We start from the raw sequence: 14815 nt of genomic DNA on the forward strand, positions 1-14815 counted from the left end.
TCGCGAATGATGAACTTTGTAGTATAATGGATGATAAAGGCAAAATCATAGGAGGAATTACCGTGAACGCAAAAACATTTATTGCTGGCGCATTGACTGGTGCAGCAGCCGGACATCTTTTTTATCATTATTTCATCGATCAAAAAACCACTTCTGGTGATGCTATCCTAGAAAAAGTAAAAACTGCTTTCAAAAAAGAAGGGCCGATCGAAGGATCTTGGATTCAATTAAAAAAACAGCATTATAAAAAATTCGCGATCGATACTTTCGTTTACCACGGTGGCATCACTTGTATCCGTGAAGGCGAGAAAAAACAATTTGAATTTATCGCTGATGCGAATACCGGTACGATCATTGATATTTATTTAGTGTAGCTTCTACTACATAATAAAAACCGCTTCTGAGGCACTGACCCCTTATAATGGGAGTCGAATAAAAAACCTTACTAGGCTGTTGCTTCTCTGTATTGAACAGGAGATAGGTAGCCTAGTTTTTGTTGAATTCTATTTTTATTATAATTGTTAATGTAATTTTGAACAATATCGATTACACTTATAGTAGAGCCTATCGGCTCTGTCATGAGGTAGAATGTTTCACACTTTAGCGAGGAATGGAAACATTCAATCGGGGCATTATCTGCTGGCGTTCCCTTTCGGGACATGCTTCGGATAACGCTTTTTTGTTGACAGAGTTTGTAGTACGAATGGGAGGTGTAGACACTTCCTTGGTCGCTATGAAGTAAACAATCGCTCGGTATTTTTAGGCCTGACAGTGTCGCATTGACAAGTTGTTGATCCTGCTTTTCACTGATTTTGTAAGCAATGATCTCTCCATTGTAAAGATCCATAATCGAAGACAAATACATCATCTTTTTACCGAAAGGTAAATAAGTAATATCTGTCACTAATCTTTCTAGAGGCTTTGTTGCTTGAAATTTTCGATTTAATACATTCGCTGTTCGATAAAATACGTTTCCGGATCTTTTTTCTTTTTTCTCCTTTACTCGACAGTTTAATTGATATTTCTGCACGATTCGCTGTACTTTTTTATGATTGATCTTGTTTGTCCGATTTCGATTGATTTCTGCAGTGATTTTTCGATAACCATAGGTATACTTTTGTTTTTTGGCAATACTTGCTATTTCTTCTTCTATTTCCTCTTTCTGAAAATCTTTTTGCTTCCATCGGTAATAAGTAGAGGAAGGAACTCTTAATATGCTTAGAATTTGCTTTATTGGATACCTTGTGCACAAGCTTTTTACGACCTGTACGGCTATTTCTGCTGCCACCACCTTTCCAATTCCTTGTACTTTTTTAAAACCGCTATTTCTGCTTCTTTTTGTTTGAGTTGTAATTTCAACCGTTCTACTTCTGATAAATGTTCCAGGCCTTTACCGTAGGTATACTGTTTTCCTACCTGTCCATGAAACCGGTAGATTTCTCCGTTTTGATACCATCGCCACCATGTTTTAACCTGACTCCTATTTTTGATATTGAGTTCCAACATGATTTCTTGATTCGTTTTCCCTGCGGCTTTCATTTCCATCGCTTTTCTTTTTGTCTCCAAAGAGTACGCTACTCGTTTCATATTAAAAAACCTCCGTATCTATTCATGTTAATCGATTAATGAATTCAACGAGAGGTTTTTTATTTGATTCTCACTTTATGGGGTCAGTGCCTGAATAGAAGCGGTTTTTTTAGCGTAAAAAAGTATCGATTTGTTTCCTGATTTTCTTTTCGTCTTGTTCTTGTGTGCGAATCCAGTTTCCAATTTCAGCTGCAAATAATTCTCTCGACACACCATCCAAAGCCTTTTTTATAGCTAGAATCTGCTGCTCGATCAACTCGATTTGACGTTCTTCTGTCACCATTTTGGAAACAGATTTTACGTGCCCTTCGATTCGAGCTAAGCGTTTAATGATTGGGTCTTTATCCATCATACCCTCCTCCCGTATCTATACCATTATCCCCCTACCCAGGATAAATAAATGGCTTTATATAAGTATATTATATCAATTTATTCTCTTATTATCTATATACCCCACAAAAAAAGGAGATTGCAGGGCAATCTCCTTTTCACTAGCTACCCTTTTCGGACAATTGGGAGCTCGTCAGTTACCGTTCCATCAGCATCGATTTTCACTGCACGATAATGTGCATCATGATAGGTTAAGAACCAGTAATTTGCGCCGCATGTTTGTTTGAATAAACGTTGTTTCGCGGCGATCGAATCCATTGGATAATCATCGTAGGCAGTGACCCATAGGACATTTTGATGCGCGAATGTAGGGAAAATATCTGCCATATGGATCGCTTTCTCTCCTCTTGATTCAAACCAGATCACAGCGTGACCATCACTATGGCCTCCGGTATGCTCCATCGTCACAGCATCATTACAACGGAAACGGTCATGATACGTCTGTATTTGCGACTGGATCGCTTCGTAATTTTCTTTCCAGTAGGTTGCCTTGGAGCGAATATTCGGGTGTTGCATCTCTTCCCATTCGATGTCGTTCACAATGATCGTTGCATTCGGAAAGACGGAATAGTAGCCCTCCCCTGCCGCTTTACCTGTCAGACCAAGTACATGATCAAAATGGAGGTGCGTCATCAATACAACATCGATTGCTTCTGGTTGGATACCAAGTTTCGCTAGATCTTCAAGCACAAATGATTCTTCTTCCACACCATAATTTCGTTTTTGTTTTGCCGTCAAACGATCGTTGCCAAGTCCGCTATCAATCAAGTAATTTTTCCCTTGGTATTCAAAAAACATCGGGTCCGTGTAGTTAAGGATCTGATTTTTCTCATTTGCTTGGTATTTTTTCTGCCATAATGGTTTTGGCACGACGCCAAACATCGCTCCGCCGTCAAAATTTGTTTTTCCGCCCCGTAGCCAGTAAATTGTGATATCACCAATTTTTATCGAATCCATTTTACGCACCCTTTCTCCATTAAAAAAAGAAGCTTTCGGCGGCTTCTTTTTTATTTGTTACTCAAATTTTGCTTCGAGCCGATAAATCGGGAAGCCTTTTTCCGAGAATTTCGCTTCATACTCTGTCATGATATTTCCTTCAAAGTCGCTTTTATGCAGATCGAGCGACAAATAAGTCAGCTGCAAAGGATATTCGGAAAAGGTCACAAGCGAATATTCAAACAATCCGCGGTTATCTGTTTTAAAATGAATGTCGCCATCCGGCTTTAAAATTTGCTTATAACTGTCTAAAAATTGCGGATACGTCAACCGTCGTTTCGCATGGCGCTTTTTAGGCCACGGATCAGAAAAATTCAAGTAGACCCGCGCAATTTCTGCATCCTCGAAATAATCCGTCAAATAAGCAGCATCTACAGATAGTAAGCGAACATTATCTACTTCTGCTTCCAGCACTTTGTCTAGTGCAGAAATAATGATGCTCTCTACGATTTCGATGCCAATATAATTGATCTCCGGGTTCTGTTTCGCCATTCCACTGACGAAGCTCCCCTTCCCTGAACCAATCTCAATATGGATCGGATGGTCATTTCCAAATAGTGTATTCCATTTCCCTTTATAGGTTTCGGGATCGGCGATACAGACCTCTGGGTGGGCAAGCAGTTTGTCTTTTGCCCAAGGTTTGTGTTTTGCGCGCATGTTTCGTTACACCTCATTATCTTCCATTACTTTTTGTAATAATTTTTTTGCCTCGTGCAATGTATCCGAGCTGGCTACTTGCATCAAGCGATGAAGCAGACCCGCCGTCGTGTACCATTTCAACTTCAGGTGGAGCTGTTTGGAGTAGTTTGTGCCATATACATGAAGCCATTCATCCCATTTTTCGCGTGGGATGTATTGATATAATAGAACTCCGATATCGATTGCCGGATCGGCAAGCTTGGCTTCATCCCAATCAACGAGGTACAAATCATCTTCTTCGGAAACGATCCAATTTTTATGATTGACATCACCGTGACAAACGACTAGCTTATCATCTTCCACTGCTCCGATATTTTCTTCTAAATAAGCAAGCGATCGATTGAAAAGCGGCTGTTCGGGATAGAAGTCACTTTTTTCTTTGATTTCGTCCAAAATCGAAGAAGCGTTGTAAAAGCGTTGATCGATTCTAGCAAGCATGTTTTTTAAAGGCTCAGAATGATGGATTTTGGCAAGAAGTTTTGCAACGCGAGCTTCTTGCATATCGGCTTCAGAAAGGATATAACAATTGATCCATTTTTGGGCAGTCAATACATCGCCATTTTCTACCCTTCTTGTCCACATTAATTTCGGAACGATATTTTCTACAGAGAGCGCAGCTAAAAAAGGCGAAGAATTTCTTTTCAAAAAGAATTTTTCGTCTTCATTGGACACCATAAAAGCCTGACCAGTCTCGCCACCAGCAGAACTTATTTCATATTCTCTCCCAAAGAAATAATCTTTCATTGCCATACACACCTTTTGATTTTGCCTTTTCTGTTTTCTCACAGCTGCAAAAGGACTACTATTCATGATTTTACTTCTCTTGCGATTATGCGTCAAGTCAACATACGTTCGGGTTTTTCAGCAAACCATTTTAAACTAAAGCAGCAATGCGAGCAAGTCATTATTCAGGAGAAATTTATTTCTTTTTTGTTACCGAATTTATAAAAAAATACATCCCCTAGTAAAAGAGGATGTATTTCTATCAAGCTGTTTCTTGCGTATCTTTTGTAGCTGCTGTTGTTTTCGTGACGATTGGATCGCGGGTGGTATTTTTGATGAATAGAGATAAAATAACGGCAACCAACGAGATGATCGCAGCCACTAAGAAGGCTGTTTCGATTCCGTGGATCAGCACATGGTTGGCGATTTCTTGTTTTGTTTTACCGACCACATCGCTCGCCCCCAAGTTTTTACCAAAGTGGCTCGCGCTTTTCGACATAACGGTAATCAAGAATGCCGTACCGATCGATCCGGCTACTTGTCTTAGTGTGTTGTACATCGCGGAACCATGTGACGCCAGTTGAAGCGGCAATGCATTGAGTGCGGCAGTTTGAAGCGGCATCAGTACCATCGCCATTCCTAGTGAACGAACAGCTTGGACGATAGTGATATACGTCAATGTCGTGCTTTCGCTCAGATTCGTAAACATAAACGTCGCAACTGTCATGATCGTTAAGCCAATGATCGTCAAGTATTTCGCGCCGTATCGGTCAAACATGATCCCAGTAATCGGCGACAATGCCGCCATCATGACTGCTCCGGGAAGTAAGACGAGTCCAGAATCAAGCGGTGAGAATCCGCGGACAGATTGTAGGAAAATCGGCAATAGCAGCATGCCGCCGAATAATCCCATAATAACGAAGAAGCTGATGATCGATGTGAAAGTAAATGTCGAACTCTTGAAAACTTTGAAGTTGAGCAAAGGAGTTCGTGCCCAATTTTGATAGAGTACAAAAATGAACAACACGATCAATCCAATTAGAATAAATCCGAATACTTTCAGTGTTAACCAGTCATGATCTCCGGCATTACTGAAGCCTAGCAGCAAGCTTCCGAATCCGATCGTCGACATAATGACACCGAGCACATCCAATTTAGGGAAAGTACGTTTCCCAACATTTTTAAGTAAAAATGCGGCAACTATCACATCTAAAAGTGCAAATGGGATAATAATGAAAAAGAGATTCCGCCAATCAAACTGTTCAACGATCCAACCGGACAAGGTCGGTCCAATGGCTGGCGCAAAGTTCATCGCCAGTCCGATCAACCCCATTGCTTTTCCTCGGCGGTTTGGTGGGAATAAATTTAAGATAACGACGGTCAAAAGCGGCATAACTACACCGGCACCAACTGCTTGTACCATTCGGCCGACGATCAAGATCGGATAGCTAGTAGCAAAACCGCCGATCGTTGTCCCGATCGCAAATGCAATCATGGCAAACAAGTACAGCTGTCTTGTCGTAAAGCGCTCGATCAAAAATGCCGTCATTGGGATCATAACCCCGTTAACAAGCATAAAACCAGTAGAAAGCCATTGACCTTGGCTGGCAGTGATTTTAAATTCATTCATAATACTTGGTAAGGCTACGTTCATGAGCGTTTGATTTAAAATTGTTACAAAAGCGCCCATCAGCATAACAATCAATATACCATTTCTCTGTTTTGGTGATTCTACTATATTACTATTCAATTTGCAGATGCCTCTCTTTCTAATATCGCGATAATCTTACGGTGAGTTTCTAACATACTTTCTAATTCCGCTGCATCAATTTCCTCAATTGGCTTCAACCGTTTAAAAAACAGATCATACGTAACAGCGGCCTTTTCCTCCCCTATTTCCGTAAGCTCCAAGTTTAAGCAGCGGCGGTTAGTCGCATCGCGCGACCGTTTTAAAAATTCTGCTCTTACCAATCGATCGACTACCCCAGAAACTGTACTTTTTCCTAATTTCATCCGATCAGCCAGTTCCCCAAGCGTCAAACTAGGTTCCCGCTTCAAAAAATTCAGTGCCATTAGCTGCGTGGTAGTGATGTCTCGTTTGCTTGCTTCTTCCGCAAAAAAATGCTGTGTTTTCTTCTGAACTTCCCGAAACGAGAAAATAATGTCACGAATAAATTGATCCTCCATTTTAATTCTCCTCCGAACTGTTCGCCTATAAACAGTTCGTATACGAACTGTTAACCAATAGAAATTATACACCGTTAAAACGAATTGTCAATGACTTTGAAAACTACATTTCTAAGTGTAAACGCGTTCATCATTGAAAATAGTGCGTTTATATTTTATGTAAAAATTTACATATGAATTAAAAAACAACTAAATTTAATTTGTTCCCGATTTTAAAATACGCTATACTAATAAATATCTGAACATTCTTGACACAACACTGAAAGGGACGGGTACTATTATGGAAGATCACGCGAAGCAATCTCAGCAGCAAGTTTTCAAATTTTTGTTAAGCATGCTGACAGGAAATTTGGGAAGTAGTATCTTGACCTTTATAATCGGCCTATTGATCTTAAAAAGTACCGATTCAGCGATTCAATTTGGGATCTCGCAAGTGATTGGTCCCTTAGTCGCGTTGTTGTTACTTCCTTTCACAGGCAGTATGATTGATAAATTCGACAAAAAGAAAGTGTTGATCGCAGCCCAGTTTTTGAGCATTGGCAGCCTAGCAGTTTACAGCATACTTATTTACTTTCAAGGCTTTGATAACCTTATTTATACATATGTATTACTTATTTTCTTAAAAATATCTGATCAATTTTTAACCACCGGTTTTACCGCCGCGATCATTACTATGGTTATAGAAGAACACATTCAAAAATTAAAATCCTTTCAACAGATGTTGAGTGCGTTTATCATGATTCTCTCGCCCCTGCTGGGAGTCATGTTTGTAAATCTTATTCCGCTATACAGTTTCGTATTGATTGAAATCGGTTTGGAAATAATCGCTGTCCTTGCGATTTACTGGATCAATTTTCAGTTTATTGATGCTGCTTCCACAGATAAACCGCCGGAAGGGATTTTATTGATGTTCAAAAAAGGATTGTCCTTTGTCGGCAAAAGTAAAAAATTGATCTTCACCTTATTCTTCTCGATGATGATCAACTTTTTGTTTGGTGCGATCAATGTCGGTATTCCCTTTGTGCAGATCAATGTTCTCCATTTCCCCACTCATATTTATGGGATCACAGAAGCGATTCTTTCGATTGGCATGATATTAGCTGGTCTCGTATTATCCATTAGGAAAGCGATCAAACACCCGCTGCTAAGCACTTGGTGGATGCTCAATATGTTTGGGCTGTTATTTATTTTATTAGGGGTCTTTTTAAGTTTTCAGCTCGATCGTTTCTACGCGATCCTCCTGATCAGCAGTTTTAATTTCTTGATTGGAGCTGTTATTACCTGGACAAATGTGCCACTGACGATCTGGATGACAAAAGAGATCCCCATCCAGCTTCAGGGACGAACGTTCCATCTATTGAATACCGGTGGTCAGCTCTTGGCTCCGCTTGGGATCTTATTGTTCTCGGTGCTATTCGATTTTTATGCTAGCTTTATTATTTTTATTATTGCTGGTATTTGTATTTTACTGATAACGATTATTTATCCTGCAATTTTCAAGATCGACTTGCGCGACACTACATTGCTTACGGAAAAAGAAAAAACCCGCTGAAAAAATCCAGTGGGCTCTTCCTATTTTATTGTTCAGGAACTGTCTCTAGTTCGCCGCATTGTTCCACGATCAAGTCTACAAAATGTTCATGGATTTTCGCAGTAATAGCACCGCGTTTTCCTTCGCCGACCGGAACGCCGTCGATTGCTGTAATTGGCGTTACTTCTAGCGTAACGCTGGAAATAAACACTTCATCTGCTTCTTTCAAGTCTTCGATAGTAAAAGCTTCTTCCTTCACTGGAATACCATTTGCACGAATCGCTTTTAAAATGCCTTGACGCGTGATCCCGTTCAAAATCAAATTGTCAGCAGGATGCGTGAACACTTCGCCGTCTTTGATCATATATACATTGGAAGCCGAGCATTCGGTAACTTCGCCATCGCGATGCAAAATCGCTTCCATTGCACCAGCACGATGCGCCCGATTTTTAGCCAGTACATTTCCCAGCAAACTGATACTTTTGATATCACAATGCAGCCATCTTGTATCTGGTTCTATGATCGCCGTTCCACCATCTTCGAATAAATGAGGATTGCGTGGCACTTCTTGTGCCGAAGCTGTCAAGATGCCCACTAAGGCAAGGTCATCTGGAATGATATGGTTGCGGGGTTGTTGCACGCCTCGAGATACTTGTAGATAAACATTCCCTGTGTCGATATCATTTTCTTTTACCAAATTTTCTAAAAGTTCCCGCAATTTTTCTTTAGAATAAGGAATTCCTAGTTCGATTTTCGCTGCACTCGCAAATAAACGGTCGATGTGCTCTTCAAATGTAAAGAATTTTTTATTATAAAGCCGAATTACTTCATAAACACCGTCGCCAAATTGATAACCGCGATCTTCAATATCCACAGCAGCCTTTGATCGATCAACTAATTTGTCATTTACTAATACTTTCACTACTTCTCACTCCTTAACAGCTTGTCTTCCTTTAATAAAAACCGCTGCAATACGTTAAATTATTGCAGCAGTTTAGTTTGAACAATTATACCGCTTATTCGGCTAATTTGTAAAGCGCTTCTGCATAAATCGCAGTCGCTTTAAGCAAATCTTCCAAATAGCTGAATTCATCTTTTTGGTGCATCGTATCTTCGCGTCCTGGGAACAATGCGCCGAATGCGACACCTGTTTCTAAATGACGTGCATACGTACCGCCGCCGATCGCAAGCAAGTTTGCTTCTTCGCCAGTTTGCTTCGTATAAACTTCTTGAAGCGTTTTGATAAGCGGATGATCTTTAGGGACGAACAATGGTTCCGAATCATCATAATGCGAGTATGAACCACTGTATTCAAGCACCACAGTTTCCATTTTATCTTTAAGATCGTCCATTTTTGCTGTTACAGGGTAACGGAAGTTCAAGCCGTATTTCCCGCCATCTTCCGGTGTGAAGCGGATGATGCCGACATTCATCGTCAATTCTCCACTTTCTTCATCTTCAAAACTGATTCCTAGTTTTACAGCGCGGGAATCACCAAATAAGTAATCGCGTCCAAAAGCAACAAAGTTTGCCGCAGCTCCGGAAAGTTTGAATTGCCCTAAAAAGGCAACTAGATGAAGGCCTGCATTGATACCATTGTTTGGCTCCATTGCATGTGCTGATTTTCCGACAACTGAGATCGTCACTGTATCTTCATTATTGGCGATCATTCCCTCAACATCATGATCAGCTAAGAATGTACGAAAAGCTTTATTAAGTGCTTCGTTATCTTTTACATCGGATAAAACCGCATCAGCATGATCAGGAACCATATTGTAGCGAGCTCCAGATGCAAGACTTACTAAACGAAAATCGGCGTCATCGGTTTGTTCGCCTGTTTGGAAAGCAACGTCTAATTCAGAGATCCCTTTTTCCGCATGGATGATCGGGAATTCAGCATCAGGAACGAATCCTAATGTTGGCTGTGGTTCTGTTTCGAAATAACGTTCTACACAGCTCATACCGCTTTCTTCATCAGAACCAATGATTACACGGATGCGCCGGGAAATCGGCAATCCTAGTTCTTTAATTATTTTCAGCGCATAATAGCCAGCGATCGTTGGTCCTTTATCGTCTGCCACACCACGTGCATACAATTTACCATCTTTCAAAACTGGTTCAAAAGGATCGTTGCTCCAGCCGTCACCAACTGGTACGACATCCACATGTCCGAGTACGCCGACGATTTCTTCGCCATCGCCATATTCTACATGCCCTGCTACATGCCCTACTTCTTTGGTTGTAAAACCATCTTTATCGCCAAGTTCAAGCATATAATCAAGCGCGCGCTTTACATCAGGACCAAATGGTGCATCGTCCGTTTTCTTGCTATCGTCGCGCACACTCGGAATTCGAAGTAATCCTTTTAGATCTTCTAAGAATGCCTCTTTGCGGGATTCTACTTCTTTTTGCCAATCAATCGTACTCATATTATCATTCCTTCCTAATATATAGACATTTCTATTGTAAACTCTTTTACTGCTCCTTGAAAGTCTTAATCCTTATTTTTTCATAAAACTTTTGATTGCTTCAAAATCCCATCTTTCCATTCGGCTGGAAAAGACGAGATCGATCACAGCCAAACTTTCTTTTTCTAATGGTAAAAATTGATAATCGCGATGTTCATCTGACAAAATGATGGTTTGATCGGCTGGCATTTCAACTAGATAAATGACACCTGTGATCTGGTAATCAGGTTGAAAGTTTTCAAATGTATCGTAAAGAATAAACGGCTGGACTTGCAGTTTGGTTTCTTCATAAACCTCACGGAAAAGGGCTTCGCCATGAGTTTCACCGAAATTCATTTTCCCGCCAGGTAGTTCATATATCTCTTCGGTCATGCCTTGTTTTCTTAGCACTAAAAATTTTCCGTCTTTGACGATCACTGCTTTTACAGCTGGAATAACTGGTTTCATTTTAGCAACTCCTTTTAAGCTTCTAATAAAATACTTTCTGCACCTTTTATTTTAGCGTGATAAGGGGTAAAATACAACGATAGGGTCAAAACTTGGAGGGAATGAAAATGAAAAAAATAACGCCAAAAGCCATTTGTACGTGGGTACCGCAGCGCGCAGATGATTCTTATAAAGGAGATTATGGGAAAGTCCTCATCATTGCCGGCAGCAAACGATACGGCGGTGCAGCGATCATGGCTGCAGAAGCCTGCGTGAAGAGCGGAGCAGGTCTCGTGACAGTTGCAACAGATGCTGTCAATCGGCCGGCACTTCATTCGCGACTTCCTGAATGCATGTTTTTGGATCATCAAGAATTAGATTCCTTGCGCGAACTGATCCCCACTTTTGATGTCATTTTGATTGGTCCTGGCCTTGATCGAAATGAACTTGCAAATGAATTATTGACGCTGACTCTGCAAACTGCTGGAGAAGAGCAGAAAGTGATCTTGGATGGCGATGCACTGTTTTTATACAGCAAACAGCCTACAAAAACGAAAGCCGCTTTGATTTTCACTCCGCATTTAGGCGAGTGGGAATATCTGCAGACTCTAACAAACGAAGATTCGAATGTGGGTCGGGCAGAAGAACTTGGCGGGATCGTGGTCTTAAAAAGCAATCGAACGACCGTATATACCCCTGATGGCGGTGTTTGGCAGAATATTTACGGCACACCAGCAATGGCTACCGGCGGAATGGGTGACACATTGGCCGGTATGATTGCCGGTATGATCGGTCAAACCGAAAAATTCGCACATGGTGTGCTGGCTGCGGTTTTTCTGCATAGCTATATCGGTGAAATTTTAGCAAAAAAAAGATATGTTGTTCTGCCAACTGAGATCGCGGCCAGTATTCCGACCTATTTGAAGATTTTCAGTGAAATGGAAGAACAACTTTAAGCAAAAAAGCACGTGACGCTAATCGCCACGTGCTTTTTTTATATTTTCTCTTTCGATCCACCCGATCCGCGAATCATCGGAGGTATAAGCCAATACCCAAATTCGATTATCGGCAGTTGCCCGCTCCTCGCGAACGATCAATGGCGTACCTTTTTCAGCCCGTTTTTCTTCACAGCTTCCGCCGATCTCTGTATATATTTTTGCCCGTTTGTCCACTATTCCCGTGTAATTTATTTTTTTACAAACAACTTCTTTTTTGGTAGCACGATATATTTCTGGAACAAGGCTGACCAATACTAGTATACAAAGAAGAACTGCACTGTAACGTGCTACTGTTTTCATAACACCCTTCATTCTGCCACCTCTCTTGTTGCTTCACCTTACTTATCAGTATACCGAATTTCATTCCCAAAAGCTGTGTCTTTTTTATGAACTTTTAAAGAAATGCGGTTTTTTTTCGCGAAACCAGTGCAGAAGGCTGCTTGATAAAATAACGATGCCAATGCCGAACAGAAAACCTGCGGTGATATCTGAAAAATAATGGACACCAAGATAAACGCGGCTAGCCATTATCAAAAGGATGAGTATGATCCCGCCTAGCAATATCGTCCATCTGATCCACTGCTTGCGGATAAACAGCAACAAACAAACCAATAACATTCCATAAAAAATCGTTGAACCAGAAGAATGACCGCTCGGAAAACTATAGCCACCTTCGGGGATCAATTTATAAGCTGGACGGGGACGCTGGATCGTATGTTTTAAGATAGACGGAATGACTGCCGCTCCGATCAAGACAGTCAATCCGAACCAAATACCGATCGTATAGTGTTTTGCCAGAATAAATACAGCCACCGCAATAATCGTCAGCCAAGTGATAAATGTCACCCCACCAATATTCGTCCAAAAAGCGACTATATCGATCCGTTGTTTTGTGAAACCGTGCCGCAATAACTCGTTCCCAAATCTATCATAGCCGCTGATCCAAGTCGCATGCGTCAAGACACTGATCAGAAAGATACCAAATATCAGAAAAGCGGCTCCGCTGATTCCATATGCGATATAGCGTTTATTTTGCATGCTTTTACACCTCTTATTAAGAAATAAAGCACCTCCCATGAGAAGTGCTTTGCTTTTATTTGATTCCTAATTTTTCCCGTACTCGTGTGCCACGCGGTCCGAATAACTTGTCTACTAAATGAAGGCGCATCGAGATATAGCCATAAACAGCCGCTCCTGCGACACCACAGATCACACAGATCAAGAATGCGGAAAGCTTATGATCCGGGCTAATTCCGAGAGACGCGAGGTAATAAACGGCTTTTACCACGACCGACATCACAAGCGTCATCATGATAAACAAGACCGTCCGCCGAAATGTCTGCTTAAAGGAAAACTGGACATATTTTTTGATAATCACCAGCATGAAGATACAAGACACGAGATAACCTAAGCCCGTTGCCAAGATCGAGCCTTTCGCTTCAAATAACATGATCAGCGGCATTTGTAGCACTGATTTTGTTAATAGCCCTACTAACAGCCCTAATACAGTAAAGCGCTGTTCATCGATGCCTTGCAACACTGCTGCTGTTACCGCGAACAGGGAGAATAAAATGGCAAATGGTGCGAAAAATTGTAGCAGCTCTGTTCCATTGTCGCTTGCATTGAAGAACACAGTAAATAATGGTCGTGCTAGTAAAGCGATGCCGAAGCAAGCTGGAATAGTTAGAAAAAGGAGAATCTGAAAAACATCATTCAATTGTCGCTTCACATAATCATATTGTTTTCGAACATATGCCCCAGTTACAAGCGGTACTAACGCCATAGAAAAGGCGATCGCAAGTGTTCCAGGTATCATGATCAATTTTTGTGCATCAAAGTTGATGATCGCGACATACGTATTTACCAATTTTTCGCTAACACCGATATACTCCAGTACTTGACCTAGTGTAAACTGGTCGATCAATTGATAAAGAGATGTTGCGGAACCCACAATGATAAAAGGAATAGCTGATAAAATAATGTCTTTATATAGTCGCGGTATCGAGATATGTACTTCCCCGCGGTCTTCTAATAATGTCCTGTCTAAGCCAGGCTTTCGTTTCACAAAGTAAAAGATCAACAAGATCAAACTGGCAAAAGCCCCTATAAATGCGGAGAAAGTTGCGACACTGACTGCATTTACCACACCACCGTCCATCACATACATGACGATAAATGTACCAACTAATAGGAAAACGATCCGAGCCACTTGTTCCAATACTTGTGAGACCGCTGACGGTCCCATGGAATTATATCCTTGAAAGAATCCTCTGAGTAAACTCATTACAGGAATGATAAGCAAGGCAAAGCTCACTGCACGAATAACTTGGATACCATCTTGCAAGCTGTAGCCGCCTTTTAGCTGCTGCATCCTTGCTAGCGTTGGCGCCAGCCCGTACATCGCCAAGAAGCACACGATCCCCGAAACGATCATTAAATAGATCCCCGTTCGGAACAATCTTCTACCTATCATATACTCTTCCATTGCATTGTATTTCGCAATATATTTCGCGACTGCTAGCGGAATCCCTGCTGTAGCGACACTTAAAAAAAGTTGATACGGTACATACCCGAAATTATATAATAATGCCGGTTTATCGCCTCCGATAATCCAATAAAAAGGAATGACATACACGATGCCGAGTACTTTTGAAATCAGTGTACCTAGCGTTAATATAAACGTGCCTCGTAGCAGTTTTGAACCCATGTTTTAACTTCCTTTACCAAAAAATAATCTATCTTAAATACTTTACCATTTTATCTTCTAAAAAAAAAGCATCTTTTTCATTTCTTATGCTGTTTCCATTCTG

16 protein-coding genes are annotated in these 14815 nt (G+C 41.0%); 3 read left to right on the forward strand and 13 right to left on the reverse strand.

Annotated features, from left to right (window positions below; genetic code table 11):
- Positions 1 to 62 precede the first annotated feature (62 nt).
- A complete protein-coding gene (locus EL241_RS07845; protein ID WP_036103777.1) occupies positions 63 to 374 on the forward strand; it encodes a PepSY domain-containing protein in 312 nt (103 codons plus the stop codon).
- Positions 375 to 445: 71 nt separating this feature from the next.
- On the opposite strand, the gene EL241_RS07850 is transcribed toward EL241_RS07845, so the two are convergent.
- The 7 genes from EL241_RS07850 to EL241_RS07880 all read right to left on the reverse strand — a co-directional run bounded on the left by EL241_RS07850 (position 446) and on the right by EL241_RS07880 (position 6582).
- Positions 446 to 1587, reverse strand: a protein-coding gene (locus EL241_RS07850; RefSeq protein WP_126320480.1) for an IS3 family transposase whose coding sequence is annotated in 2 segments (ribosomal slippage) — positions 446 to 1317 and positions 1317 to 1587 — 1143 coding nt in all. Because the reading frame shifts where the segments join, the coding sequence is not laid out codon by codon here.
- Between the two features lie 109 nt (positions 1588 to 1696).
- Entirely contained in the window at positions 1697 to 1939 is a 243-nt protein-coding gene (locus tag EL241_RS07855; protein WP_077912695.1) for a metal-sensing transcriptional repressor, read from the reverse strand.
- Positions 1940 to 2082: 143 nt separating this feature from the next.
- The gene (locus tag EL241_RS07860) at positions 2083 to 2934 is read right to left on the reverse strand and encodes a YtnP family quorum-quenching lactonase (RefSeq protein WP_036103766.1); all 852 of its coding nucleotides are present in this window, start codon (positions 2932 to 2934) and stop codon (positions 2083 to 2085) included.
- 57 nt (positions 2935 to 2991) lie between these two features.
- Positions 2992 to 3630 carry a tRNA (guanosine(46)-N7)-methyltransferase TrmB gene (trmB, locus tag EL241_RS07865; RefSeq protein WP_036103763.1) on the reverse strand — a complete coding sequence of 213 codons (639 nt, stop codon included), beginning with the start codon at positions 3628 to 3630 and terminating at the stop codon, positions 2992 to 2994.
- A gap of 6 nt (positions 3631 to 3636) precedes the next feature.
- Positions 3637 to 4416: a phosphotransferase family protein gene (locus tag EL241_RS07870; RefSeq protein ID WP_036103761.1), complete on the reverse strand. Its 780-nt coding sequence runs from the start codon at positions 4414 to 4416 to the stop codon at positions 3637 to 3639.
- Positions 4417 to 4657: 241 nt separating this feature from the next.
- Positions 4658 to 6091 (reverse strand): multidrug efflux MFS transporter MdrM, encoded by a 1434-nt coding sequence (gene mdrM, locus EL241_RS07875; protein ID WP_050777004.1) that lies wholly within the window; start codon positions 6089 to 6091, stop codon positions 4658 to 4660.
- Positions 6092 to 6141: 50 nt separating this feature from the next.
- Positions 6142 to 6582 carry a MarR family winged helix-turn-helix transcriptional regulator gene (locus EL241_RS07880; RefSeq protein ID WP_003755478.1) on the reverse strand — a complete coding sequence of 147 codons (441 nt, stop codon included), beginning with the start codon at positions 6580 to 6582 and terminating at the stop codon, positions 6142 to 6144.
- Positions 6583 to 6862: 280 nt separating this feature from the next.
- Here EL241_RS07880 and EL241_RS07885 point away from each other — a divergent pair, with 280 nt between their 5' ends.
- The gene (locus EL241_RS07885; protein WP_052009060.1) at positions 6863 to 8134 is read left to right on the forward strand and encodes an MFS transporter; all 1272 of its coding nucleotides are present in this window, start codon (positions 6863 to 6865) and stop codon (positions 8132 to 8134) included.
- A gap of 25 nt (positions 8135 to 8159) precedes the next feature.
- Here the strand turns inward: EL241_RS07885 and dat are convergent, their stop codons facing one another.
- The 3 genes from dat to EL241_RS07900 form a co-directional block, all read right to left on the reverse strand.
- Positions 8160 to 9035 (reverse strand): D-amino-acid transaminase, encoded by an 876-nt coding sequence (dat, locus tag EL241_RS07890; RefSeq protein ID WP_036103755.1) that lies wholly within the window; start codon positions 9033 to 9035, stop codon positions 8160 to 8162.
- Between the two features lie 94 nt (positions 9036 to 9129).
- Positions 9130 to 10542 carry a dipeptidase PepV gene (gene pepV / locus EL241_RS07895; RefSeq protein ID WP_036103752.1) on the reverse strand — a complete coding sequence of 471 codons (1413 nt, stop codon included), beginning with the start codon at positions 10540 to 10542 and terminating at the stop codon, positions 9130 to 9132.
- Positions 10543 to 10614: 72 nt separating this feature from the next.
- Complete coding sequence (locus EL241_RS07900) at positions 10615 to 11028, reverse strand: NUDIX hydrolase (RefSeq protein ID WP_036103749.1); 414 nt, start codon at positions 11026 to 11028, stop codon at positions 10615 to 10617.
- A gap of 107 nt (positions 11029 to 11135) precedes the next feature.
- Here EL241_RS07900 and EL241_RS07905 point away from each other — a divergent pair, with 107 nt between their 5' ends.
- Positions 11136 to 11963, forward strand: a complete 828-nt coding sequence (locus EL241_RS07905) for an NAD(P)H-hydrate dehydratase (protein WP_036103748.1) — start codon at positions 11136 to 11138, stop codon at positions 11961 to 11963.
- Between the two features lie 18 nt (positions 11964 to 11981).
- Here the strand turns inward: EL241_RS07905 and EL241_RS07910 are convergent, their stop codons facing one another.
- From EL241_RS07910 to EL241_RS07920, 3 genes are all read right to left on the reverse strand, one after another.
- Entirely contained in the window at positions 11982 to 12317 is a 336-nt protein-coding gene (locus EL241_RS07910) for a hypothetical protein (protein ID WP_126320482.1), read from the reverse strand.
- 72 nt (positions 12318 to 12389) lie between these two features.
- Positions 12390 to 13043: a phosphatase PAP2 family protein gene (locus EL241_RS07915; RefSeq protein WP_170166152.1), complete on the reverse strand. Its 654-nt coding sequence runs from the start codon at positions 13041 to 13043 to the stop codon at positions 12390 to 12392.
- A 55-nt stretch (positions 13044 to 13098) separates the two neighbouring features.
- Complete coding sequence (locus EL241_RS07920) at positions 13099 to 14712, reverse strand: putative polysaccharide biosynthesis protein (protein ID WP_036103741.1); 1614 nt, start codon at positions 14710 to 14712, stop codon at positions 13099 to 13101.
- Positions 14713 to 14815 lie beyond the last annotated feature (103 nt).

It is taken from the genome of Listeria grayi (assembly GCF_900638015.1).
GTDB classification, from domain to species: domain Bacteria; phylum Bacillota; class Bacilli; order Lactobacillales; family Listeriaceae; genus Listeria; species Listeria grayi.